Origin of the sequence: Pigmentiphaga litoralis (genome assembly GCF_014651835.1) — a bacterium.
Classification (GTDB): Bacteria; Pseudomonadota; Gammaproteobacteria; order Burkholderiales; family Burkholderiaceae_B; genus Pigmentiphaga; species Pigmentiphaga litoralis.
In genome coordinates this window covers 3,869,451-3,893,624 of record NZ_BMXQ01000001.1, presented here as the reverse complement: position 1 = coordinate 3,893,624, position 24,174 = coordinate 3,869,451, and the positions used below count along the sequence as shown (strand labels likewise).

18 protein-coding genes are annotated in these 24,174 nt (G+C 70.0%); all 18 read right to left on the bottom strand.

Going from position 1 to position 24,174, the window contains the following annotated elements; all coding sequences use genetic code 11:
• The 18 genes from IE116_RS17765 to IE116_RS17680 are packed head-to-tail and all read right to left on the bottom strand — an operon-like array spanning position 1 to position 24,165.
• The gene (locus tag IE116_RS17765; protein ID WP_189614238.1) at positions 1-3,615 is read right to left on the bottom strand and encodes a DUF6519 domain-containing protein; all 3,615 of its coding nucleotides are present in this window, start codon (positions 3,613-3,615) and stop codon (positions 1-3) included.
• 36 nt (positions 3,616-3,651) lie between these two features.
• Positions 3,652-6,033, bottom strand: a complete 2,382-nt coding sequence (locus tag IE116_RS17760; RefSeq protein ID WP_189614237.1) for a hypothetical protein — start codon at positions 6,031-6,033, stop codon at positions 3,652-3,654.
• Positions 6,030-9,137 (bottom strand): baseplate J/gp47 family protein, encoded by a 3,108-nt coding sequence (locus IE116_RS17755; RefSeq protein ID WP_189614236.1) that lies wholly within the window; start codon positions 9,135-9,137, stop codon positions 6,030-6,032. The genes IE116_RS17760 and IE116_RS17755 overlap by 4 nt, the downstream gene beginning before the upstream one ends.
• Positions 9,134-11,710 carry a putative baseplate assembly protein gene (locus IE116_RS17750; RefSeq protein WP_189614235.1) on the bottom strand — a complete coding sequence of 859 codons (2,577 nt, stop codon included), beginning with the start codon at positions 11,708-11,710 and terminating at the stop codon, positions 9,134-9,136. Before IE116_RS17750 ends, IE116_RS17755 begins: the two co-directional genes overlap by 4 nt.
• Positions 11,707-12,072 (bottom strand): GPW/gp25 family protein, encoded by a 366-nt coding sequence (locus tag IE116_RS17745; RefSeq protein WP_189614234.1) that lies wholly within the window; start codon positions 12,070-12,072, stop codon positions 11,707-11,709. The genes IE116_RS17750 and IE116_RS17745 overlap by 4 nt, the downstream gene beginning before the upstream one ends.
• Before the next feature lie 4 nt (positions 12,073-12,076).
• Positions 12,077-12,397, bottom strand: a complete 321-nt coding sequence (locus IE116_RS17740; protein WP_189614233.1) for a hypothetical protein — start codon at positions 12,395-12,397, stop codon at positions 12,077-12,079.
• A 9-nt stretch (positions 12,398-12,406) separates the two neighbouring features.
• Positions 12,407-12,916 (bottom strand): phage baseplate assembly protein V, encoded by a 510-nt coding sequence (locus tag IE116_RS17735; RefSeq protein WP_189614232.1) that lies wholly within the window; start codon positions 12,914-12,916, stop codon positions 12,407-12,409.
• Entirely contained in the window at positions 12,913-14,055 is a 1,143-nt protein-coding gene (locus IE116_RS17730) for a hypothetical protein (protein ID WP_189614231.1), read from the bottom strand. The genes IE116_RS17735 and IE116_RS17730 overlap by 4 nt, the downstream gene beginning before the upstream one ends.
• A 12-nt stretch (positions 14,056-14,067) precedes the next feature.
• On the bottom strand, positions 14,068-14,442 hold the full coding sequence (locus tag IE116_RS17725) for a LysM domain-containing protein (RefSeq protein WP_229828270.1): 375 nt from the start codon (positions 14,440-14,442) through the stop codon (positions 14,068-14,070).
• Positions 14,442-15,101 (bottom strand): hypothetical protein, encoded by a 660-nt coding sequence (locus IE116_RS17720; protein ID WP_189614230.1) that lies wholly within the window; start codon positions 15,099-15,101, stop codon positions 14,442-14,444. The genes IE116_RS17725 and IE116_RS17720 overlap by 1 nt, the downstream gene beginning before the upstream one ends.
• A complete protein-coding gene (locus IE116_RS17715; protein ID WP_189614229.1) occupies positions 15,098-15,736 on the bottom strand; it encodes an SMI1/KNR4 family protein in 639 nt (212 codons plus the stop codon). Before IE116_RS17715 ends, IE116_RS17720 begins: the two co-directional genes overlap by 4 nt.
• Complete coding sequence (locus IE116_RS17710) at positions 15,726-18,302, bottom strand: eCIS core domain-containing protein (protein WP_189614228.1); 2,577 nt, start codon at positions 18,300-18,302, stop codon at positions 15,726-15,728. The genes IE116_RS17715 and IE116_RS17710 overlap by 11 nt, the downstream gene beginning before the upstream one ends.
• On the bottom strand, positions 18,283-18,738 hold the full coding sequence (locus IE116_RS17705; protein WP_189614227.1) for a hypothetical protein: 456 nt from the start codon (positions 18,736-18,738) through the stop codon (positions 18,283-18,285). Before IE116_RS17705 ends, IE116_RS17710 begins: the two co-directional genes overlap by 20 nt.
• Entirely contained in the window at positions 18,662-18,943 is a 282-nt protein-coding gene (locus tag IE116_RS17700) for a hypothetical protein (RefSeq protein ID WP_189614226.1), read from the bottom strand. The genes IE116_RS17705 and IE116_RS17700 overlap by 77 nt, the downstream gene beginning before the upstream one ends.
• Complete coding sequence (locus tag IE116_RS17695; protein WP_189614225.1) at positions 18,940-21,102, bottom strand: AAA family ATPase; 2,163 nt, start codon at positions 21,100-21,102, stop codon at positions 18,940-18,942. Before IE116_RS17695 ends, IE116_RS17700 begins: the two co-directional genes overlap by 4 nt.
• Positions 21,099-22,418, bottom strand: coding sequence for a Pvc16 family protein (locus IE116_RS17690; protein WP_189614224.1), 1,320 nt, complete (start codon positions 22,416-22,418; stop codon positions 21,099-21,101). The genes IE116_RS17695 and IE116_RS17690 overlap by 4 nt, the downstream gene beginning before the upstream one ends.
• On the bottom strand, positions 22,415-23,476 hold the full coding sequence (locus tag IE116_RS17685) for a hypothetical protein (RefSeq protein WP_189614223.1): 1,062 nt from the start codon (positions 23,474-23,476) through the stop codon (positions 22,415-22,417). Before IE116_RS17685 ends, IE116_RS17690 begins: the two co-directional genes overlap by 4 nt.
• The gene (locus IE116_RS17680) at positions 23,473-24,165 is read right to left on the bottom strand and encodes a hypothetical protein (protein WP_189614222.1); all 693 of its coding nucleotides are present in this window, start codon (positions 24,163-24,165) and stop codon (positions 23,473-23,475) included. Before IE116_RS17680 ends, IE116_RS17685 begins: the two co-directional genes overlap by 4 nt.
• Between the last annotated feature and the right edge of the window lie 9 nt (positions 24,166-24,174).

The window sequence follows — 24,174 nt, the reverse complement described above, 5'->3', positions numbered from 1 at the left end:
TCAATTCCTGATCGCCACCAGGTTGGCGGCCTGATCGAAGCGTGCCGCGCCGAACAGCAGCGCCGCCGCTTCCGGCCCCGGCAGCATCGCCAGGTTGCCGGTGGCCGTGGCACGTTCGGCGATGAATACGCCGTAAGGCGGCGGTCGCTCGCCCGGCATCTCGGCCAGGAACGTGGAGTGATGCACGGCCACCATGCGGCCTGCAATGAAAAGATTGGACGGCTCGGAAAACGTGTTGCCGCTGATCGTGGCCGTTGCAAACAGGCCGCTGACCGTCTGGGTTTCCATCAGCTGTTTGCTCATGGCCTCGGCCACGGCAAGCAGGGCCAGGCAATTGGTGGTCAGCTTCAGGTGCCCGGCGTTCGCCAACAGCTTGGTGTTGCGGCTGCCTTCGTGCAGGCGCCGCAGCAGGGCCGCAGCCGGCACACCGCCCGGCTCGCCATGGAAGCTCAGGATGCCCGACAGGGTGTTGTCCGAGACATGGCAGTCGCCCTGGATGTTTTCGAGCTGCGCAGCCACGCCGGGCATCGGGCAATCGATCGTGCTGGCCGACAGGTGCAGCGTCCGGGCATCGCCCACATGCAGGCACGGCGCGCCGCGCTCGGCCCGCCGCGCGAGCATCAGGCCGCGAATCTGCACGTCGCCCATCTTGAACAAGGCCAGGCCCCGTTCGTCGTCGAACGTGATATCCAGGTCGCGCAGTTCCAAGGCTGCGAAGCCGGCCAGCATCATGCCGCCGCGCACGTGGATCTGCGCCGTCGGGCCGCAGCCGTGCAGGCTGAGCCGGCTGCGACCAGTGCCCGCCGCCTCCAGCCCTTCGACCACATGGTCGCCGGGCAGGAAGCACAGGCAGGCATGGCCGGTGTCGTCCAATGCGCGCGCGATCACGGCGGCGTCGAGCCGCTCGGCGTCGCCGCCCTTGCCTATCGTCAGGCAGGCGCCGCGGCGCGTGACCTCGCGCACCGGCGCATCCACGACGGCGGTCGCGCAGAAGGTGATCGCCTGGCCGGGCCGCTCGTAGCCCTCGCCATCCAGCAGCGAGACCCGCACCCGTTGAAAGCGCCCGGGCGGCAGCGCGGCGGGCCCTGCCGTCCCCAACCCCGGCCCTGCGCCCAGGCCGCCGCCCCGCCCCGTGCCATCGCCCAGCTTCCAGCGGCAGCGGGCCTCGCCTTGCGCGTCGACCGCCGTCTCGTAGGACCGCATCAGACCCTGCGGGCTCGCCGCCACCGCGCGGCCGACGCGCCCGTCCCCCGTCTCGACATCGAAACGCACACGCGCGCCCGGTGCCGGCACGCCGCCCTGCACCACGCGCACGATCAGCGGCTGCGGCAACACGGCGGCAGGCGCGGCTTCCTGGCCATCGCCCGACCCGTAGAGCAACTGCGCGCGCTGCGTCAGCGGTGGAAAGATCTCGCGGCAGTTGGCAATCACCTGCACGGCCCCATCAGGGCCGACGTCGACGATGCCCAGCCGGCACCACGCATCGTGGATGCCTTCGGGCGCGCGCGCCACGGCGTCACCGGTGTCAGGGTCGCGTGGCCATTCGACGTCGCCCGTGATCGTGCGCGCGGGGATCTGCCAGTAGTCGCCCGGCCGCCATTGGCCAGGCGCAAAGCGGATTTCGACCCCCTCTTCCAGTTCGATCCAGCGGCCCGTCTGCACCGGCAGCACTTGCGCGCTGTCGGCCGGCCGCTGCTCCCACCGGCGCAGCAGCGGGTGCGCCGACAGGTCCTGCCCCAAGGTGCCGATCGGCACACCGGCAAGCACCACTTCGTTTTCGTCATCGCCGTCGGCCAGATACTCGAACATCTGCCCGGCACGCTGCCACCGTTCGCTGGTGTCATCGACCAGTTCGACCCGGTCGTGCGCGGACAGGTCCAGCCCTTCGTCACGGCCGCGCGCCGCAACCCGTACCGTGGTCTGCTGGCGCGCGGCGTCCACCGTCACGCCCACCACGGCATAGGCGATCGAGCCGTTCTCGCGCGACCACTTGAAGGTCGGGGCCGCGCCGCCCGAGTGGATCTCGACGCGGTACAGCTGGTTTTCAAGCCGTTGATAGCCGGCCGTGGCCGCGATGTCGCACAGATTGCGTTGGGACGGCTGCGGCGTGGCCCGGGCGGCCAGGCGGCCGGGCGTCGGATGCATCAGGGCGTCCCACTCGGGGCTGTAGCTGCCACAGGACCATTCGGCGGGGCTGGCGTCACCAAGCGGCAAGGCGCGCACCTGCGCCATCGTCTGCGCGCGCGTGGCCGTGTCGGGGCCGCCCAGCGCGACTTCGCGGATCCAGGGCGCCTGCAGCGCGGACACATGCCGTTCCCACACATGCAGGACCATCAGGTGGGCGCCGGGCGCCAGGCGTGCGCCTGCGCCTCCATCGGCCTGATTGCCGTAGGTGACGCGGGCATCCAGTTCGCACAGCGCGCCGTCGACGTAATAGCGGCCCGGCGCGATCGCCAGGTTGACCGCCGGCAACCTGAGCGCGGCGGAGTCGGGCGAGCCATTGCCGATGCGCCATGCCGTCCCGCCATCACCGACCACCCAGCCGCCGCTGCTGCCACTGCCATCCCCATCACCAAGCAGGCTGATGCCGCGCAAGGACGGGCGTGCGGCGCTCCCACCCGGCGCCGGCCCGTCCGGCAATGCACTGCCCTGACTGTCCGCCGACACGCCCGTCCACGCCGTGGGATCCAGGCTGTCCTCCACCCAGTGGTTGCCACCGTCAACGGTCTGCCAGAATGCGCCATCGTCGCCGGCGACCCAGCCGCGCTGCGCGTCCGCAAAGGCGATCGCGCGAAGTGTCGAGGCGGACGGGGTGTCGCACCGCGTCCAGGTGCCGCCACCGTCCGTGCTGCGGACGATCACGCCGTCGTACCCCGCCGCCCAGACCGTGTCCGCGCCGAATCGCGCCACGCTCAACAGATGCGCGGAGGTGCCGCTGTCGACGGCGTTCCAGCTCGTTCCGCCGTCCATCGTGGTTAGCACCGCGCCATTCAGGCCCACGGCCATACCGTTGACGGTGTCAACGAAATGCAGCGCGCGCAGGCGGGCCGCGCCGCTCTGCGCCTGCTGCCACTGCGCGCCGCCGTCTTCGGTCGACAGCACCAGACCGCCCTCGCCCACGGCCCACGCGTGCCAGGCATCGACCGCCGTCACGCCCCGCAACGATTGCACCGTGCCGCTGTCTTGCGCCTGCCAGGTCAGGCCGCCGTCGGCCGACGCACGAATGACCCCGCCGTCGCCCACCACCCACACCCTGCCGCCGGCCGTGGCCAATGCACGCAGGTGGGCGGCGGTATCCAGATCCGCCAGCTCCCAATCAGCGCCGCCGTTGGTCGTGCCCAGCAAGGCGCCGTCTTCGGCGGCGATCCACACCACGTTGTCATTGAGCGCCAGGACGGCGAGCGCGCGCGTGTCGGCATGCAGGGCAAAGCCCGCCATATCGTACGGCGCGCCCGATGGCCCGATCACGTCGCGTGCGGTCAGCCGGGCGCGGTGCTGCGTCAGGTCGGCCTGCTCATTCCAGTCCGCATCGGTCACGATGCGGCCCTGCTGCAACCGCACCGCGCTGTAGTGGCGCGTGCGGTCGAACGTCGTGCGGGATAGGTCGCCTTTCATGGCATCGCCCCCCTCGGGTTGATCAAGGCATGAACTTCAGGTCACGACAATCAGGCTGGCTTCCAGACCGAAGCGCAGGTATTCGTCGAGTGCGCCGCGCAGGTTGGCTTCCCGTTGCGGTTGATGCAGGAATTCGAAGGCGCCCATCTCGGCGCCGCTTTCGGCGCCCGTGCGAAGCTGCACGGCGCAGCGGGTCTCGAGCTGCCCGAAGCCCGGATCGCCGTATTCGCGCGACACGAACAAGGGACGCAAGGACGCGCGAGCCTCGGCGCGCATCGCTGCCCCCCGCGCCGCGATTTCCAGGTCGGGCTGGCACCGATAGCGCCGCGGCACCGCCGATCCGGCAGGCACATAACTGAAGCGCACGCAGCCGGTCTGCCGCCGCGCCGCCTGCACGCCTGCCGCAAAAATGCAGTCGGACGCGGACAGCGATTGCACGGTGACCGGGCTAAAGAAGGTGCTGCGCAGAAGCGTCGCCGCGGTGCGGGGCGCGGCAAGGCAGGGTGCGGGTGGGGGTGGGGGTGCGGCTTGGCGTGCAGCGGCCCCTTCCCCGCCGCCGATCAGACTGTCGACGATGGACACCGTGCGAATCGGATCGGCCACCTGCACGGCGGGGCAGATGGACCGTTCGATCCGCACCGCAAGCTGCGCATTGCCGCCCGGACGAACGATGAGCGCGGACGGCGGTTCGATGGCAGGGATGTCATCGATGCCCGAACCGCCAACGCCCGCAACAGAAGCCACCAACGAACAATGCGACAGCACCAGTTGCCCCAGATTGCCCGCCGCGACCTCCAGCCGCCCTTCCAGCAGAAGGCCGTTGATGACACACGCGCCGCCGTCGCTCGTGCTGGCGGGTGCCGTGCCATGGACCACCACATCCCCAATCCGATGCGCGCGCACGCCGCTGGCATCGACCGTGCCGGCCCGGCGGACGAGGGTGTCGCCGGGCGCAGTCCCAGCCATGCCGGTGCCTGCTGCGCCGCTACCTCCGCCGTCTTCCTGCACCGGCTCGCGCGGCCACCCGCCGGCCACGATCAGCAGGCGTGACCGCTCGCCAATATGGATCTGGAGCGGCAGTGTGGGCGCGCCCTGCTCGTCCTGCTCGCTCATGCTGTCCATGATCACGATGACCCCCGTGCGCCCGGCGGGCACCGCATTCCATGCCGCCACTGCCTCGCGCAAGGACGGGAACACCTGGCCCCGGCCGTCATCGGCAAGCAGGTGCGAGACGCCCGCCTGCCAGACATCCGGGGCATCGAAGACGGGTTCACCGACCGCGGCGGCGCTGCCCGCCAGGGCCAGGCCGATGGCGCGCAAGGCGGCGTTCCGGTCATAGGGGCCGCCGCCCAGGTCGCCCGCGAAACCGTAGCTGTGCTGCGTCCAGACTGCATCGACCGGCAAGCCATCGGAGAACCGGATGCGTCCGCGTTGGGGATCGATCGCCATGGCCAGGGCCGGCAGCGGCTCGCCCGGACGGGGCTGCGGCAGGCGGCAGGCGTAGACGGCGTCGCGCGGAACCTCGAGCATCGCGGGGCTGCCGGCCAGCCGCACGAACACGCGCAGCACGGGTGCGTCATCGGTCAGGAAGCGCAAAGGCGGCACGTTGTCGCCGCGGCGCAGGCGGTCGGCATCGGCATGCAAGGCCAGCGCCCGCACGCGGCCGGGCACGTCCTCTTCCGCGCTGGCCTGCGTGATGGCGGTCTCGGTACGCGGGATGTTGAACAGGGGCGCATCGCACCCCACCGGATGCACCTGCCAATCGCCTGCCCCATCGCCGGGCCCCTCGCGACGTGCACTGACGAAGTCGGCGGCCTCGTCACCCGGGTCGCCGCCGCCCAGGCGGTAGCTGCGCAGCCGCCACAGATAAAGCGCGACATGGGAAATGGCATGACGACCGCCGCGCGCCGCGGACCGCATGTCGGCGGTGTGCGAGAAGGGATCGAAGGCACCGCCCGCCCATTCCGCCGCCGCGGCGTCGCGCACGCCGGCCGTGGCAGTGGGCACGACACGAACGTGATTCACATGCTGCGTCGTCGCAAGCCGTTTGAACGATTCGACGACATGCGCGGGCCACCCTGTCACGTCGTTCGCCAGTTGTTCGAGCACCAGCGCCGTGCCCTTGCGGCGGCGATAGGCGATGGTGTTGGCCACATAGGCCCGCGTGCTGACGCCTGCCGACACGATGGGCCGGATCGGCCGTACCCCGAGCAGGTCGCCGATATAGGGCACGACCCACTCGTCGCAGGTCTCGATGAACCAGTTTTCGTACAGCCCCGCGATATCGGTTTCGACGCGCTCCAGCTCGGTCTCGATCACGTGCAGCAAGGTGCGCAGCGGCTCGCCCTGTTCCGCGTCACGCACACGATGGAACGCGGGCAGCAGCGCATACAGGCGCTCGGGCGTCAGCTGGCTCATGGCGTCATGTCCGTGATGGAAAGTGCATCGGCGCTGATGTGCAACAGCTCGGCGGGAATGGCCCGGCGGGTCGTGGCGTTCCAACGCGCACCATAGGCCGGAAGCCCGGCCGGCACGGCAGGGACCGCAACAGCCGCCACGTTGAACCTCGTTGGCCGCCGTGCCGCGTGCCACGCAGGTGACCCGGCCGCGTCATCGAGCAAGGCCAGCGCTTCCAGGTCCACCGCGACCACACCGGGCACGCCCTGGATGCACGCAATGATCTCGGCCGCCGTGACAGGCTGGCCGATGTCGCGCGCCCCGGGTCCGAAGGCGTCAAGCAGCGCGGATGTCACGCGCCGGATCACGTCGGCTTTCTCGTGCCGCGGATCGGCCAGCACACGCGCGTGGCAGCGGAACAGCCGCAACGCGCAGGTCGACACGTCAAAGCGCTGCGACGGATCGCTGACGTTGGCGATGGACGCCGCCAGATTGGCCAGTACCGTGTCACCCACGGCGTTACCCGTGGCGCCCGTCACGCTCAGCGCAACACGCGGCTGGCCGTCCACCCACAGCACATCGGCGCGCGCCTTGCCGATGCCCGGGTAGACACGGGCATACGCCGCGTAGTCGAGCGCCGACACCACCCGGTCAAAGACCTGCAGGCTGCGGGGCACATGCACGCGCGCGTCGGCCAGGTGTTCGCGGTCGGCGGCGCCCGTGGCGGGCAAGGGGTTGGTCACACCGCGCAGGCCCAAAGGCATTGCGCGGGGCTGGGTCAGGGTGTTGGCCGCCACGTCGCCATCGGGGCCCATGCCGGTGCGGTAGCTGGCTTCGAGGTTGACCATGCCGGTGGGCAGGCGCGCGCCCGAGACGCCGTCGCCGAACAGCACTTCGGTGCGGCCGTCGTCGTCGATGCGCGTGGTGTACACCCGTTCGTGCGGACCGACGCCATACAGCGACGGCACGGGATCCCACCGCACGCCATTGACCCGGATCGTCAGCGTACTGATGACCCCGTCGGGCGTGGCGGCCGACAGCCACGTCGTGGGCGGACGGCGCAGCACGAAACGCTGGTGGCCCTGTGCCGCATTGCCATTGCCCAGCACCTCGCGCACGCTTTCACCGTGCGTTGCCACCACCGTGTTGGCATTGATGCGCAGACTGCCCCGCAGATAGCTGAAGCGCAGCCCATGCTTGAGCCGCAAGGTGCTGCGGCCGTCGCGATGGACGACCTCTTCCAGTATCGCGATCTCGGCGGCGTCCACGCCGGCCAGGTCCGCCCGCATGCCCGTCAGTGCCAGCGGCTGGCCCGCGGCCAGGCCCAGCACCAGCGTGTCCAGCTCGATGCGGTCCATGCCCGCGGCCACCGGCGCATCGATCGGCAATGCCACCCGATCGAGCTTGCGGCTGGCCACATGCGCCGTGCTGCTGCGGAAGGAAAATTCCGGCTTGGACAGGGCGCCCGGTGGCTGCGCGCCATCGGCCAAGGTGACTTCCATGGCGCGTCCCGACATGCCGAAGTCGGCGCGCGACACGGCGCGCGCATCAGCCACCGCATAGGGCTCGGCCGGCAGGTAAGGCGAGTCGACCACGACCCAGCTGGCAGGCGCCAGGTCGGGCACCGGACGTTCCAGGTAGACGCGCGCACCCTGCGACCGGGCCTGCGAGCTCTGCCAGATGCTGCGGTCGGCCGCGAGCGGCTGGCCATCGCTGCCGGTATCGCCGCGGTCCCACGGCAGCGGATAGGGGTCGGCGCGCAGGCTGTCGGGCTTGGGCAGCATCCCCCACCTGGGCGCGTTGTTGCCAAAAAAGCCGACCTTGGCGCCGAAGGAAAACACCCCGGCGGACAGCCCATTCGACACCCCCGCCGACGCAGCCGCGCCCGCATTGCCCGCGCTGACGGTCCTGACCACGGCCGCGCGGTTCCAGCCCTGCATGCCGATCAGCGTCTGCAATTCGTTTTCACGCAGCGTACGGGTCGTGATGGCGGTGGCCACCGCCGTGGTCGTCATGGACAGGGTGCCCGTTCCCGGCATCCGCGCAAACCCAGACGGCGATCGCGCCATCGGCACGACCTGGGCATACGGCAGGCCCCGCAACGCGGCTGCCTGTGGCGGCGGCGGGGGGGCGGCAGGCTCGGGCAAGGGCTCCAGGTCCACCTTCACCCGGTGCAAGGCGGGTTCGGGGGTGACCGCCACCACGCGCATCACCAGCCGCAAGAAGGCCTTGCCGCGACGCGCGGCGAACAACAGCAGGTCGCCGGCCGCCATGCCAGCACCCGAACCGGCGCCCGCATCCGACAGGAACACCTGCCCGATCTCGACCGCGTCTGACACCGCATCGGCGGGTAACGTCGGGTCGAGCCGATACAGGTTGGCGGTGCTGAGGTTGGTATGCAGACCCGCATTCAGACCTGCATTCCCCCCGCCCGCCGCCGCCGCGCCGAAGCTTCCGACCGGACCTGCCAGCGCCAGCACCCGCCGCGTCGTGGCCGCGCCGTTGGGGTCGGGTGGGCCCGCCACATCCAGCACCGCGATGTCGGCCGGCCGCATCTGCCGCGGCCGCAGGGCATTCCATTCCGCATGGGCGATGATCGCGTCGCGGGTCTCGAACACCTGCGGCAATTTGCCTTGCGGGGGAATGCTCTGCACCGGCAAGCCCGCAGGCAAGGTGCAGACACCGGGCGCACCGGGCGCGTCTTCGACCATGAACGACAGATGCACGGTGGCGGCCACCCCCGGCCGCAGGGTGTAGCCGACGGCGCGCGCCAATTCCAATACCGAACGCCGTTCGGTGGCGGTGGCCAGGAAGCCTTCGTTGGCGATGCGTTCCTGGTAGAAGGTGAGCACGTCGGCCACACACGCGGCCGCATCGAGCAAGGCCATGCTGGGATCCTCGGGGCGCCGCGTCAGCAGACTTGACAGCCCCCCTTGCGCCAGCGGCAGGCTTTGCACCATGCGCGCCCGAAAACCCGGCTGCGTGTCGATGCGATACCGCAAGGCCGCCAGGCCCGGTGCATTGGCTGGCGGCGCAGGCATCGGCAGGCCCTCGCAGCAGCCGCAATCCGCATCGGCCGCGGCGCCAACCCCATGGCTCACGCCATCGCTGAAGACGTCGCTCATGGCATTCCCCCGGGCTCGACCTGGAACTGCAGGCGGCCGTGTTCCGGCGCGTTGGGATCGTTGTCCAGGCGCGCGATTTCCAGCCGCCCGATGTCGATACGGCCAGCGTCCAGTTCGCCCGCGGCCCGCCGTCCCGATCGCTGAAAGCGCAGCGGCGCGACATAGGCCACCCCCGGCACCTGCATGGCCACGGCAATCACGGCGCTGAGATACACCGGCTCGCCAAAGCTGTAGCGGTCCGCATGGAAGAAACCCGTGCGCCCGTCACCCAGGCGATCCGCACTGAACACCTGCAACAGGCGCCGTTCCACGTCATCGGTGAAATAGCCCGGACGCGTGCATACGTGCAGCGCCACGTCGAGCGAGACATAGCGCGGCGCATCGAATTCCAGGTCGTGCCCCGCCAGCCGATGGCTTTCCACGAAGGCCGCCAGGCTTGCCTCGTAGACGGGATCAAGCGTGCCGGCCGCCCCGGGCGCGATGCCCGCGCGCGGGTCCACGGTAATGAACATCGTGTACCAGCTGCCGGTCCACCGCCGCGTCTCCACCGCGCGCTGCACCCCAGGGGCCCGCGTGACACGGTCGGCGTAATCGTGCGCCGTCACGGCCCGCTGCTGGCGCCGGAAGGCCTGCGGCGCATACAGGATCGCTTCATCCAAGGACTGCGGATCGACGCCGCCCACCGCCGGCATCGGATTGCGCACGCGAACCACATCGCCCGCCTGCGCGGCAACGTGCGCAAGCGACTCGGCACCGATATTGCCCTTCGCGCCATTGCCGGTCCGCACCCGCGCCAGCAGGCCTTCGTGCGCGGCTGGCGCGCTGCCGTTCACATCGTCGCCAAAACGCAGCATCGCCACGCCGGCATTGTCGGTTTCCACCACGAAGTCTCGCGCCATCGGACCGCTGCCCAGCAGGTCCCGCTGCGGCGTCCAGGACGGCGCCTTGCCGTCCCGGCGCGCACCTTCCGTGCGCACATCGATCGCCGGCCGCGCATCGCCCGTGTCCCAGACCAGGGCCGACACCGCGCTGCCTTTGGCATCGATCAACACCGGGGGACCGGCGCGGCCATCTGCCCGCAAGGCGCGCACGCGGCTTTGTCGGGTCAGGGGACGCACCTCGGTCTGCGGCAGGCGATAGGGCGCCGCGCGCTGGCCGATGCGCAGCCGTACCGCGGGTGACAAGCGGTTGGCCCGCGGCGCGCTCAGGCCATGATCGGCCAGGCCCACATTGCCGCACGCGCCCGACATGTCGCGCACCAGCACCCCGTCTATGCGCTTGGACAGGCACAGCGCAAACGGCAAGGCGTCGGCGGCGGCCCACCGCACGGTCACATAGGCCTGACCCGTGACCGGATCGCGGCGCAGGGGCCCGGCCTGCCGCGACGTGCCCGCGGTCTTCGCCGCCGGATCCACATGTGTCAGGCGCACCACCCATCGGCGATGCGGATCGGCATCGGCCCGGGCGCCCGTGGTGTCGCCCGCCCGCGCTTCCAGCAGCAACAGATCCCCCGGCATCAGCCGCAAGCGGGCGGCATCGTCATCGCACAAGGTGGCGTCGGTGGCGCCCGCCGGCAGGCAGCCTTCATCGTCGCTCCAGGTGTAGAAGCGCAAGTCGTTGTGCGCCGGGAACACCGTCACCGGCGTGACGAGCTCGAAGGGCTCGGCGCCCGCGGCCAGGGCGGTGCGCAGCGCGTCCGCGGCGGACGAGCCCCCCGCAGCGCCCGCCCCCGCCGGCACCCCGATCGCCGGCGCCAACCCCGGCACCGCGGTCAACAGCAGGGTCCCGTCCATTCCGGTATCCGGATGGCAGCCCTGCAGCGTCAACCCGTCGCCGCCCGGCCCGGCTTCGAACGCCACCCACACCCGTGCGTTGTTGCCATCGTGCAGCGTGTAGTCCAGCAGCCGCGCATGCCGGCGCACCGACACCCGCTGCCGCGCGGTGCCCAGGTAGGCCTCGGTCGCGACGGCGTCCTGGTAGTACGACAGCTCATCCCCCCGATAGGCCAGCGCTTCGGCCAGCGTCACCCACAGGTCCGCCGGATTGCGCTCGGTCCAGTCCGGCATCAGCGTGGCCAGCCGGTCCAGCACCAGCCGCCGCAGGCTGGGATAGTCGCGCGCCAGGTAGTCGATCGGCGGCGGCGCCTCGGTGGCATCAACGCAATTGCGTTCGACCCGGCAATCGAAATCGCTCGGGCAATCCACCTTGAAGCGGAAGGTGATGCGGGCCAGCGCCGGGTCGATGTCGTCGGGTGGCGCATCCGACCCCGGGCCCGCCACCAGCCGCAGCAGGTAGTCCGAAAAATCGCCTTCGGTCGCCAGGTCCACGGTCAGGACCTTGCCGTGCCATGCGATGCCGGTCACGGCCGGATCGCGCACCCGGCTGCCTCCACGCACTTCCACCTGGAAGCGTTTGAGCGGCTGCGCCGGCACCCGATCGAGCGGGTGCACGAACACGACGTGCAACTGCTTTTGCGACGGCGCAACCTCCAGGTAGTCGATGCCATTGATCCAGCGCGGTGGGGTTTCCAGCGCCGCGGCACGTACCGCCGCGACCCGGCCGAGGGTGCTCATGCCGGCACCTCGCGCACGAAGCTTGCGATACGTGCGGACTGCGTGCGCAGCACCGTGTAGCGCACTTCGACCGTCAAGGTCGCGTCCAGGCTGTGCGCCGTCACGTCGTCCACCCGGATCCGGGTGCCCAGCGTCTGCTGCAAGGCGCCCTGCACCAGTGCCTGCAGCGTTGCGACCAGCGCCTCGCTGTTCGGCGCGAACACCAGTTGCAGCAGCCCGCAGCCAAAGTCGGGCCGCATCACGCGCTCGCCGGGCACCGTGAACAGCACCTGTTCGATCAGGTCACGCAGGTGCGCGTCCTCATGCTCGGCGGCCGCGGTGCGGCCCGTGCCATCGACCCGATACGGAAAGGCGATGTCCATGGCCTCAACTCCCGATCACCCGGGTCTGCATGGCCACGGGCAGCAGCGGCGTGCCGGTCGGCGCGCAGATCGCCTGGCTGTCGGCCAGCACCACGGGCATGCCGCCCACCAGCACCCGGGTGGCAGCCGTTACCCACTGCGCCGTCACGCAGGGTCCGTTTCCCGCCGGTGGCACGAAGGCGCAGCCGGCCACCACGTACGGCGCGGCCATCGTCACCACCGGCTGGCCCGACACCATCACGCGCGGGTTGGGGGCGGTCGGCTGCGCGGGCCCGCCATGCATGCACATCACGGTGGCGCCCAGATGAAGCAGAGGTCCTGGCATGGCGGTCTCCTATACGACGACCAGCGCGCCGGCATTGACGGTGACGGTGGGGCCGGTCATCACGATCGACGCGCCCTTGCCGTTCTGGATAGTGATGCCTGTGTCATTGACGATCAGCGTCGCGCCCGTCGTGCTCTTGAGCATGATGCCGCCCGTGGGACCGGGCACGTCACTGATCGTCAGCCCGTTCTGCAGGGCCGTCTGCATCGTGATGCTTTGCACGCCCGGCGGCGCGGCGTTGGCGAGCAGGGGCACTTCGACCGCGCTGCCCCAGAAGCATCCGACCCAGATCGGATAGTCGGGGTCGCCCTGTTCGAACTCGACCCACACGCCCGACCCGATCACGGGCAAGGCCACGAAGCCATTCTGCAGTCCGGCCACCGGCACGCAGGGCATGGCCCACGTCACCGGCAACACGCCGGCCACGTCGGGCACCTGGACCTGCAGCCGGTTCAGCCGCATCGGATCGATGTTGTTCAGCACCATTCCGCGATACTTGCCCAGGTATTTCTCGCTCATGTCGGCACCCGCGGTGTAAGGGAAACAAGTCCGTTGCGGGTCAGGTCGAAGCTTTGCTTGAACTCGCCGCGCTTGAGCGTGCTGGTCACGCTCTTCACAAAATACAGGCCGTCGTAGGCCACCCCCACGCCGCGCACGCCCACCAGTCCGCGTGCCTTGAGCAGACGGCCGTAGCGCAGCACGTCCAGGCTGCCATGCCCGCTGACCGCGTCCTGCGAGGCCCTGGCTTCGGCCAGGCCGCGCGACAGCGCCTGCATGGGCGACAGCTTGGCGGTGTCCTTCAACAGCTTCAGGTTGGCGATCGGCGCGGGCAGCGCGCCAAGCGGCGGCTGCAGCGGATTGAGGTTCGGCACCGGGATCGGAATCGGCAGGCGCGTCAATGCATTCTGGATGAACACCACGGGCAGCACCCCCTTGGTCGGCTCGAAGTTGAAGGTCAGCGACTCGACATTGGTGCGCGCATCCATGTCGACATTGAGCGCGGGCTGCGGAATGCCCAGCTTGAGCTCCGGCCCGAAATACGCGATGTTGATGCCCGGCGCCGGACCGGGTTCGATGTAGAACACGTAGCCGACCGCATCGGCCAGCTGCCGGATGTAGGCCAGGTCGGTGCCCTGCTGCGCCGGGATCTTGTCGATCGGCATCGGCACCTCGGGAAACAGCACCGGGATGGGCAAGGGGATCACCCCGAACGCGGCGTACTTGGCGCACAGCAGCGCCACGCGTGCTTCGATCGGCATGGCGGGCAGCGGCAGCCCGCTGAAGTCCTGCATGTCCATGACCTTGCTGACGTCCTCGCCCGTGACCGTCAGGCTGCCCGCTGCCCCCTGGGTGCCAGGCTGCACTTCCACATTCGTCATGACCCCGTCGAACAGGGCGTGGGGCGTACCGTCCAGCGTGACGACCATCAGGATGCGCAGCGGCGGCGTGCCCATCGACGTGTTGTTGCCCGCCGCCAGCACGAAGATGGCATTGAGCGCCGACCGCGCCGTGATCTGGAAGGTCAGCTGGAACCCGCTGGCGCTGCCTGCCGAGGTCTTGACCTCGACCTTGTCGAGCGCATCGAGCACCACGCGCGGCACGGGCAGCGGAATGACCGGCCCCATCGACAGGCTCAGCTGGATGCCCTGGTTCAGCATGGCTGCCCCCGGTCATTCCGCATCGCCGGCTCCAGCCATGCCTTCGGGCAGGGTGATGGCCAGGGCCGCGGCAGGCTGGCTCGCGACGTTCGCAACCAGGGCTTCGGGCAGCATCGCGCCATTGCCATCGGCGATCCGCCACCATTGCAGGGGATCGCCCAGGTGCTGCGCGGCGATCGTGTCGAGCCGGTCATCCGGCGCGACCGGCACGGTCTTCAGCACACTGAAGGCCGAGGCGGGAGGCAGAAAGCGCCGCTTCAGATAGACCACGGCAAGGCCATCGGGCATCGTCATCTGCGCCGTGGGCACGCCGTAGTAGCGGCTGCCCGGCGCATGCGGCGCGGGTGTCAACGCGTTGGCCTGCAGGAACGCCTGGACCGGATCCATCAGCCTATCCCCCCGATTCCCATCGCAGCGAACGTGCCGGGCTGCGCCTTGGACGCCAGGGCTTCCTTGCCCTGCAAATAGGCCAGGAACAGGCCACCCCCCTTCGATGAAAAGCCCAGGTCGTCCACCGACATGACCCGCATGCCCAGGCTGACCCGCGCGCGGATCGGATTGAGCGACGGGTCGAACGCTTCTTCGGTAATCGAAAAATCGCTGAGCCGCACTGGCACGATCCGGTGCTTGCCCCACACGAACAGGGTCAGCGGCGCCAGCATGGGCGCGATCTCGAGCACCCCGGAATTGGCCGCCCGCTCGACGCCGCTCAGTTGCGACGCGGCCGGCTGCACCAGCGATTCGAGCAGGGCCAGCTGCGGCGCGATGCCATGGGCGGTAGCGGACGGATGCTGCCCGGGTTGCTCGAGCTGATCGGTCGCGTCGATGTCGGCATCCAGCTTGATCGTCTCGACCGCCGGCCCCTTGAAGCGCAGCGGCTCGGTGCGCCCGCCACTGTCCGATCCGGCCGCCTGCGTCTGCAGGGTGCGGGTAAGGGAATCGGCGTTGTACTGCAGCGAGATGATGCGCAGCAGCGCCGCGGTCTTGGGATCCACCAGCACCAGGCCACCCTTGACCACGCGCGGCGAGTTCGGAAAGCCGGTCATGACAAACCGCCTGCCGGCCACAGCCCGACGCCCCGTTCATGCCGGTAGCGGCCGGCCATGAGGTCCCCTGCCGCCTCGTCGATCCAGTCGGCCAGCCCGGCATACAAGGTGCGCCGTTCGGGCGCATCGTGGGCGTACAGCAGCAGCTGCCCCACCGTGCCGCCCGGTGGTGGCGCCTGGTCGATGCAGACCAGATCCCCGGTGCCGCACTCGCACAACGGAATCCACCCGTAATCCCACCAGACCGCCGCCACCGGTCCTTCGGCGCGCACCGGCACGACCGACAACAAGGATCGCGCCACCTCGGACAGCCGCTGCGCCTCGGCGGCGATCTCGGCCGCCGACAACATGCGCCAGCAAGTCGGTTCGGTTGCGCGCATCGGCAACGGAAACCGCCCGTCGACTCCGCCATCGTGCCGCCGCAGCAGCATCTCGACCGATTCGGGCACCAGGCTGCCCAGCTGCTGCACCAGCATCGACAACCCGGCGACCGACACCGGCGGCCGAAAGCCGGGGTCCAGCGGAGGATCGGTGGCGCCGTACCACTGCTCGATGCGCTGCCACGCATCGATGAGGCGGGCGGTGTCGTCGGGGCGTCGATCGCCATCGGGGCGGGGAAAGTCGTCAAGGCGCATGATGATTCTCGTAATAGTCCAGATGCCGGCCGGCGCGGATCGCGTCGATACTCCAGCGTTCGCCGGGCATGCCGGTATCCAGACGAACCTCGTCGAAAAACAGAACCTGGTTGGCCAGCGACGGATCGACTGCGACCTGCCTGGCGCGCTCTTCCTGGATCCGCCATCGCATCTGGGGTCCCGACGACGCATTCGCCGCCGAGTCCAGCAGCTCGAAGTTGTCGGGTCCGTTGAAGTCGCTGCGCATGGCGGGCGGCGCGATTTGCAGTTCGATGATGTGGTCGACCTGCATCTGGACCGACCGGGTGGCCGACCAGTTCGGCACACGAATGCGCGCTTCGCCGCGGGCGCCCGTCAGACCCAGGGCGTGCCCTCGCTCGTACACCGACATCGGGATCGCGTGCGAGCCACCCGCGCGCAGCGCCCTGTGCCAGCGTCCGGACTGACCCGGTTCACCCCGGTCGTAATGCGGGTCCGACCGCAATTGGCCCAGCCAGCGGCGGTACCTCTGCAGATGCGGGGCCTTCTGCAAGGGCAACCACAGTACGAACGGCGGCCGATGCTGCCCTGGCGGATCCGGCTGCGGTTGCGGCAGGGGTTGCGGCAGGGGTTGCGGCGAAGCCGACGGCCCGGCGCCCGCGCCCGGCGCCAGCGGGACAGGAACGGTCTGCTGGTTGGCGGCCGGGGGCGACTCGACCGCCGGCGCAGGCTCCACGGGCGCCGGGCGCGGCTTGGGCACGGGCAGATGGCGCAGATTGTCCGGGACGGCCGGCTCGGCGGGCGCGGGGTGCACCAGCCTTGGGCCAGGTCGTGCCGGCAGGACGTCAGCGTTCGGATAAAACTGGACCGCCTCGGAACCGCCGCCCGCCACCGGGCCTGACGATGCGCCCGACCTCGGGCCCGAGGTCGGCCGGCGCGGCGCAGAGGGCGCTTCAAACGGCATCAGTTTGCCCATGGGCGTGTCCAGAACGACACCGCCTTTCGGTGCTGCCGCCAGCACCTGCCTGGCGTCGGTCAGCGCCTTGGCCGCCGGCGGCAAGCCCTTGGGCGTCGGCAACTTCCCACCGATCAGGAGCGACGCAAGAAAGACCAGCAGGTCGACCGTGACCGCGCCCATCCGCTTGCCGAACTGTTCCCCCGCCTGCTCGATCTGCGCGTCGGTGGTGGCGGCCTCGGATGCCGTCATGACATCGCTCCAGGCTTGCGCCAGGTTCAGGATGGCCGACAGCGTGAATGCGCCCGTCGACAGCACCGCGATGGTCGTTGCCGCGGCGGCCAGCTTGGTGAACACGGGTTCCGGGAACGCCCATAAGGCAAGATAGACGCCCACTGCGGCCACCAGACTGCCAATGAATAGCTTGTCGGTCAGCAGCGCCAGCAACTGGTCGCCCGCACCGGCCGGCATGTACTTGACCGACCGCCGGATCGCATCGGCCAGCCGCGCGGCCGCGGCCCGCTCGCGCGCGGTGTCCGGGTCGCCGCGTGGGCACTTGGGCGTCTGCAATGCGATGCGGTCCTCGGCACTCAGTCCCACATCGGGGCCGATGTAGCCCGACTCCCTGCGGCACGATGCGTTGTACTCGGCCATCTGGTCCGGCGTCTCGACACCCGAACGATCGCCATTGAATCCACCCACGATGTAGACGCACAGCTTGTGCTGGTACAGCGGCGAGCACTCGTCGGCGTCCTTCTGGGTCAGCTCGCCGGGCGTCGCGATCGGGGCGGGCTGCGCGGGCGGTGCCGGCGCCGCGGCCTGGGGTCCCGCTGCCGGCTTGTTGCAGGCGTCGGCCACGCGCTCGCCCGTGGCGGCGGCCGGGCCTCGCTCCTGCAGGTAGTCCGCTTCCGTCATCTGCCCGATGTTCGAACACAGTCCCGGCCACCTCCGCGCGGCTTCGTGCAACTTCGCGCGATGCGCGCGCGACAGATGCTTCAGGACCTGCCTGATCGACGTGGCCGGCTCGCCGTTCAAGTGCTCAGCGGCTGTGGCCCAGTCGGGCTCCGGCTTGCGGTTCATTGCCGCCACATAGGTCTTCATGCTGAACAGCGTGCGCGGCGCGGCGGCGGATCCCGCCCAGGGCGATTGCTGCACGACGTGCGCCAGTTCATGCGCCAGCACATGCCGGCTCGCCGCGCTGTGCAGGTCGGATGCAGACTGGCCGAGCACGATGTCGGCCCCGTGCGCAAAGGCGTGCGCCCCCGCCATGCGTGCAAGCGCGTGCGCGTCGGCGCCGCGGTGCAGCCGGGCGTGGGAAAGATCGGGCCGCAGCGCCGGTGAAAATGTCTGCAGGACACCGTCCGGCACAGGGTCGTGCGGCGTGGCCACCGCGGCGGTCACCGTCGCGGTCATGAGCGGATTGGTGTCGGTGGAGACGTGCCGCGCGGCGCCGCGGGACAGGGACGGCGTGGAGGCGGTGGCGGCGGTAGCGGCCGGGGGCATGGGCGCCGCGGTGGTGGGTGCGGTCGTGGTGGGCGCTGCGGCGGGCCCGGTGCCAGGCAGGTCGGCGACCGGCCCATCATGGACATGCGCGTCGGCAAACCGGTCGGCTTCACGTTCCAGTGATGTCACGCTGGCTGGACGTGGCGCGTGCAACGGCATCGAAGCAAATGACCGGCGCGCGGGCGGGCTGCACGTGGTGCAGGCGCTGGCCGTGGCTGCGGTCGAAGCCGTCCCTGACCTGTTGCCCGAAACGTGAGCCTGCGCGCCGTCCCGTGTCGATGACGAAGGCGTCGCTTTGCCCGCCTTGGCCGCGCACGCACGGCATGGCCTGGCCGCCAGGCCGGATGTCGTTCCGGATGTCTTTCCAGATGTCGTCACCGATGTCTTTCCGGATGTCGCTGCGGATCTCGTCACCGATGTCGTTGTCGATGACAACGACGCAGCCTGCGCCCGTGCGGGCGCACTCACACGCCCTGCCGCTGCGCCGCTCATGGCAACCACCCCCGCGCGATGCCCTGCGCCACGCTGGCGCCCAAAGCGGCGGGTGAATGGCCGGCCGTGACATGCAGGGTGCCGCGCCCTTCCCTGGATGCCCCGGACGCACTCGCCTGCAAGGCAGCCACCACGGTCGCCGCCGACGGCATGGCATCGACGCGTTCCCGCAATGCATGCGCCAAAGTGTCCTGCAAGGCCCGCGCCACGGCCTCGCCCTCGGACGCGTCGATGCCATGCAGCCTGAGGCGGTCGATCCGCAGCACGATGCGTGTCATACCCACCCCCGCGTTTCCGTATCCGACACCGGACGGTCGAACCGCGTGCCATCCGTGCGCACCGCAGTAAGCACATGCGCCATCCTGACCGGCCCGCCCTCCGCGGCCGCCAGGAACGCCGCGCCCAAGGCCATGTTCTGGATCTGTCCGCCCGAGGCTTGCAGCCGGGCCAGCTTCTCGAAGGCCAGGCTGTCGGTCGGGGTGGCCTGCGGAAATGCGCGGCGCCAGATCGCCTCGCGCTCGGCGGTTTCGGGAAACGGAAACTGCACCACGAAACGCAGCCGCCGCATGAACGCACTGTCCAGTGCCGCCTTGTGATTGGTCGTCAGGATGGCAAGACCGTGATAGGTTTCCATCCGCTGCAACAGGTAGCTGACTTCGACATTGGCATAACGATCATGGCTGTCGCGCACCTCGCTGCGCTTGCCGAACAGCGCGTCGGCTTCATCGAACAGCAGGATGGCGCCGCTTTCCTCGGCGGCGTCGAACACCCGCCGAAGGTTCTTTTCCGTCTCGCCGATGTACTTGCTGACGACGCCCGACAGGTCCACGCGGAACAGGTCCAGCGACAGCTCGGTGGCCAGCACTTCAGCCGCGAAGGTCTTGCCGGTGCCGCTGTCCCCTGCGAACAGCACCGTGATGCCCAGCCCGCGCCCGCCTCGATCGGCAAAGCCCCAGGTTTCAAGCACCTGGCGCCGATGCCGCACGTGCGCCACGATCTGCGCCAGCGTGGCCTTCTGCGCCGCAGGCAACACCAGGTCGTCCCAGGTCGCGCGGTCGGCGATGCGATGCGCCAGTTCGCCCAGGCTGGCCGAGGCGCGCTCGCGGCATGCCCGCCACAACGCACCGTCGGCAAGCGATGGGGCGGCCAGGGCCGCCGCTGCGGCGCCCGCAATGCCGCGAGCGCTCAACCGGAACTGCCCTGCGACGGCCTCGACGTCGGCCTCGATCTTCGCCTCATGCCCTGCTGCGGCATTACCCAATGCGGCCGTCCACAACGCACGCTGCTCGGCGGCGGACGGCCGGTCCACCGCGTGCAAGCGCGTGTCCCGCCGCAGCGCCACCGGCGTGCGGGCGCCCATGAAGATCAGCCCGCCCACCGCTTCGGCAAACGCCTTGGCGCGTGTCATGACCGACGGGTCCGTCGCGGCCGCAGAGCCGCCCGCTATCTGCCCCAAGCCACCGCCCACCTCCTCGTCACAGTCGATCAACAACGCGCCCGCGCCAAGCGCCGCTTCCCGTTCCCACAGCACCGCGACATCGGCCAGTTCCGCAAAGCTGGCCGGCAAGGCCTGCGCGTTCAACGCATGCATCCGCAAGCCGAGCACATCCGCGCACCGCGCCGCGACATCTTCCCGGCCCGACGCATCGTCGCCATGAAAAAAAATCAACGGCGCGGGGGTTGACCTGTCGGCCGCACCCGGCTCCTGCGTTCCCTGTGCCTGCGTCCCCTGTGCCTGGGCACCCTGTCCCTGCGTCCCCTGTGCCTGGGCACCCTGTCCCTGCGTCCTCTGCTCCTGCGCCCTCCCCTCCTGCGCCGTCTCCTCGGGCCCCGCCAACTGGCGCGCCACGGCCTGCGCCAGCGCCTCGTGCGACCCGGCCATCCGCAGTGGTGGCGACACCGCGCGGAGCAAAGGCAGCAGCCGCGCATCCATCAGGTTCATGCCGGCCAGGTAGTGCAGCACCCGTTCATCCAGCCGCAGCCGCGCGGTGACCAGCGCCGCGTCGGCATCGACCTCGATCAGCCGCCACCGGCGCAGCGGCTGCGTGCGCGCGAGCGCGCTCCAGTGCGGATCCGGCAGCAGGTTCAGCGCCAGGCCAAAGGTGGCCCACGGATGCTGCGGCTGCCCGACGGCATGCCCACACAGATCCGCCAGTTCCGCATCCATCTCGGCGCCGGCCACCAGCAGCAGCAACGACCGCTCGAACGCGCTCAGTGCAAACGCGTCGGTCAGGGTATCGATCGGCGCGCGAGCCGGCATGGCGTCGTGCGCGGCATGCAGCGCGGCTTGCGCATCGGCCTCGGCAGCGTCGGCATCGGTGGCGTCCACCCCATTGCCATCCACTTCCCCCAAACGCGCTTTCCATACGCCAAACTCCGCCGCCAGCAGGGCCTGGTTGGCGGTGGTCCACGCGTGGAGTCGGTCGTCGGCGCTCATTGAATGGCTACCCGTTGATCCAGGAACGTGGGCGTTGCAGGCGGGTCGGCCGACAGGTCGACGATCGGGCTGTCGATGCCATCGATCCGCAGCCGCGCCAGGTGGTTGCCAACGGGCGCATCCGGAATCAGGAAGCGCAAGGTCCGGGTCGGCAGGGTGCTTTCAAGCGGCAGGTACTGTGCGCTCCCCAGCACCAGTACCGCTTGCTGGCCGGCGCGCAAGGCCGGCATGAAGTCGATGGCGAACGCGGCGCTGCCTGCCGCGTCACGCGTCACCGTCATGGGTAGATTGGCGATGTGCGGCGCAAGCACCAGCGCCACGTCATTGGTCGATCGCGGCCGCGATTCTGCCGGAGGTGTCACGCGCACCCGCACCCGGTACATGCCTGCAGGCAAGGCCTCCGCCAAGGACGCATCGAGCACGAACCGCACGTGCGTGGCGGCGTCTGGCGTAGCGGCCATCGCGGGCACGACCTGATCGATGTCATGGCGGTCATGACTGAGCACCACCTCGCGCGCGCTGCCTTCCAGGCGCTGCCCCTGCAGTTCGATCACGTCGCCGATGCGTGCAACGGGTTGCCGCAGTGGCGGCACGGCCAGCGTCAGCATCGGCGCGGGCGGGGCCAGTGTGGGCGTCACCACCACCCCGCGGTCCCGGCCCGAGACCGGATCGACCGTGCCGCGGCTCAGCACCGGCAAGGGCGAGCGCGTCGGCTCGCTGGCTTCGATCAGCACGACCGACGCCAGGTACCCAGCCGTCGGCCGAAAATGGCTTTGAATGGCGGACCAGATTTTTGACGAGTCCTCGCCGGTCAGATACTCGGGCGTCAGCTTGACCAGCTCCACCTGATCCGCCAGCCCCGAGGCCGCCAGCGCGCGCAAGGCCGGGGTCGCCGCCCCGCCCCCCGCGGGCGTCAGCGCGGCACGGATGCGCTCGCGCGTCAGCACGGGGGTTTCATGCAGCACCTGCATGGCAACGCCCAGCAGCATGTCGGCATGCAGATCACCGCCGCTGTAGGCCGACACCAGGTAATGCAGATCAAGCGCCAGGGGCGGGTTCGACAGCCGCGTCCTGCCCGACACGTCCCGCGACGGCAGCGCGTCATTGCGCCACCCAAGGTTGGGCGTGACCGCATACAGGAACAGATTGAGCTGCGACGTCTCGGACGCGCTTCCCGACACCACACGGTCGGGCGCCAGCACACTGACGGTCGCCGCACTGCCCAGCACGCCACTCAGGTTCGCGCGGATCAAGCCGTCGTTGAGCAGGTCGCGCAGCACGGCCGTGACCGCCGCGATGGCCAGCGCGGAGCTCATGTCCCGCTCCGTTGGCGACGTGACAGATAGGCGTCGAGCGACATGGCCGCGGCCGATGCGGCCGTCGCCTGGGCCGGCTTGGCGGCAGGCGCGCGCACGGCCGTCACGTCGATGCGGCCGATGTGAATGGTGATCTCGGTTTCGGCGCCGTGGGCGTTGGACGGCCCGTGTGCCGCAGCGATGTCGGTGGCCAGGTCATGGGCGATGGCGCGCACGGTCGCCTGCATACGCGGATCCGAAAGCCCACTGATCGTTGCTGTCGACAACGATCCGTTCGACGCCAGCAGGCGTGGCGGGTAGACAGCGCCGCGAGCAGACGGGTTGAACGCCGCATGATCGTCGGCACCTGACCAGATGCTGTCGACACCCTGGCCGCCGCCCGCCGCATTAGACATGCCACCCGCGCCATTCCATGGCCCCGACACGTTGCGTGGCGACACTGCCCCATCCGTGCCTGCATCGCCCGGTGCGGCCACGACTGACGGTGACACGTTGGTTGTAAAGGACAACGATCCGCTTCCGGACTGCGACCCGGCGCGCACGCCAAGCAACGGTGCAGGCACCGCCCTGCCGTCATGTGAAGACGCACGCGACGCGTTGCCGTTGCCGTTGCCGTTGCCGTTGCCGTTGCCGTTGCCGCTTCCCAGGCCGGAACCCGTGCCATTGCCGCCGGCCGATGCATCCGTGCCATAGGCATCCCTGCCATAACCCTCCGTGCCGTACCCATCGGTGCCATAGGGATCAAACCCAGACGCTTCACGCCCCTGCCCATCACTGCCCAGCGCACCCAATCCGCGCACATCATCCCCCCGCGCCAGATCCCCCTGCCCACCAACGCCCCACGCATCGACCCCATACGCCGCAGCCTGACCACCGTGTCCTGCACCCCCGGCCCCTTGCCCACCCCCGCCGCGCCACCCGCCCCGCCACCCGTCGCGTCCAGCCACCGCTCCACCCGACGCAAGCCCGGGGATCCTTCCGCCCAGCCGCGCATCCGACCGCGCCGTCACGGCAGTACCTGCCGCGCGCGTGGCCAGACGATGCAGGATCCCGTTCATGGCGACACCATGGCCATATAGGCCGCGCGGCGCACCGGACTCAGCGCAAGGGTCTCGCTTTCGGTCCACCCGTACGCCACCGCCAGCACGTGCACCATGCGCAGCAGCGCCTTGCCCTGCGCTTCGATCTCGTCCCACAGCACCACCGTGGCATCCAGCGTGGCCAGCACCGGCTTGCCGCACTCCGTGCAGATCACCTGCAGTCCCACATCGGCGTTGGGGTCCAGGGCTTCGAACAAGGCTTCGATTTCCGCCAGGTCCGCGTCGAGCAAGGACGCCGGCGCCGACGCCGTCATGCAGCGTTGCAACAGGCGCCGCGCACCGTCCTCGGCATCGGGCACGTCAGCCACCGCCGCCAGGTCGCGTAAGGTCGGCGGCCGCAGTCCGTGCGCGGCGTCAACCACCTGCGCCGCCGCGTCCCCGGGCAACACCTCGGAGGTCATGACCGACACCGCCAGCCGCGCGCCGCAGAATGGGCAATCCACATGGCTGTCGATCCGCCCGCCAAAGGTGGCTTCGCGCAGCCGCAACACGCTGCGGGTGACTTCGCCCAGGGGCAGGTCGACGATCGTGTCGGCCGGCAGATCGCTGCGCGCCCGAGCGCATAGCAGCGCGCTGCGGTCGAGCGGATGCCGGTGGGCGCCCTCGTCCCACAAGGCAAGCACATCGTGCGGCGTCAGGGCGCGCATGGCTCATGC

What these genes read in the sequence shown, in the direction of transcription:
- IE116_RS17720 (WP_189614230.1), bottom strand. Translation starts at nt 15,101, where the DNA reads ATGACCGGCTTTCCGAACTCGCCGCGCGTGGTCAAGGGTGGCCTGGTG.
- IE116_RS17755 (WP_189614236.1), bottom strand. Translation starts at nt 9,137, where the DNA reads ATGAGCGACGTCTTCAGCGATGGCGTGAGCCATGGGGTTGGCGCCGCG.
- IE116_RS17725 (WP_229828270.1), bottom strand. Translation starts at nt 14,442, where the DNA reads ATGGATCCGGTCCAGGCGTTCCTGCAGGCCAACGCGTTGACACCCGCG.
- IE116_RS17750 (WP_189614235.1), bottom strand. Translation starts at nt 11,710, where the DNA reads ATGAGCACCCTCGGCCGGGTCGCGGCGGTACGTGCCGCGGCGCTGGAA.
- IE116_RS17735 (WP_189614232.1), bottom strand. Translation starts at nt 12,916, where the DNA reads ATGAGCGAGAAATACCTGGGCAAGTATCGCGGAATGGTGCTGAACAAC.
- IE116_RS17745 (WP_189614234.1), bottom strand. Translation starts at nt 12,072, where the DNA reads ATGGACATCGCCTTTCCGTATCGGGTCGATGGCACGGGCCGCACCGCG.
- IE116_RS17705 (WP_189614227.1), bottom strand. Translation starts at nt 18,738, where the DNA reads ATGTCACGGCCGGCCATTCACCCGCCGCTTTGGGCGCCAGCGTGGCGC.
- IE116_RS17740 (WP_189614233.1), bottom strand. Translation starts at nt 12,397, where the DNA reads ATGCCAGGACCTCTGCTTCATCTGGGCGCCACCGTGATGTGCATGCAT.
- IE116_RS17690 (WP_189614224.1), bottom strand. Translation starts at nt 22,418, where the DNA reads ATGAGCTCCGCGCTGGCCATCGCGGCGGTCACGGCCGTGCTGCGCGAC.
- IE116_RS17760 (WP_189614237.1), bottom strand. Translation starts at nt 6,033, where the DNA reads ATGAGCCAGCTGACGCCCGAGCGCCTGTATGCGCTGCTGCCCGCGTTC.
- IE116_RS17700 (WP_189614226.1), bottom strand. Translation starts at nt 18,943, where the DNA reads ATGACACGCATCGTGCTGCGGATCGACCGCCTCAGGCTGCATGGCATC.
- IE116_RS17730 (WP_189614231.1), bottom strand. Translation starts at nt 14,055, where the DNA reads ATGCTGAACCAGGGCATCCAGCTGAGCCTGTCGATGGGGCCGGTCATT.
- IE116_RS17765 (WP_189614238.1), bottom strand. Translation starts at nt 3,615, where the DNA reads ATGAAAGGCGACCTATCCCGCACGACGTTCGACCGCACGCGCCACTAC.
- IE116_RS17685 (WP_189614223.1), bottom strand. Translation starts at nt 23,476, where the DNA reads ATGAACGGGATCCTGCATCGTCTGGCCACGCGCGCGGCAGGTACTGCC.
- IE116_RS17715 (WP_189614229.1), bottom strand. Translation starts at nt 15,736, where the DNA reads ATGCGCCTTGACGACTTTCCCCGCCCCGATGGCGATCGACGCCCCGAC.
- IE116_RS17680 (WP_189614222.1), bottom strand. Translation starts at nt 24,165, where the DNA reads ATGCGCGCCCTGACGCCGCACGATGTGCTTGCCTTGTGGGACGAGGGC.
- IE116_RS17695 (WP_189614225.1), bottom strand. Translation starts at nt 21,102, where the DNA reads ATGAGCGCCGACGACCGACTCCACGCGTGGACCACCGCCAACCAGGCC.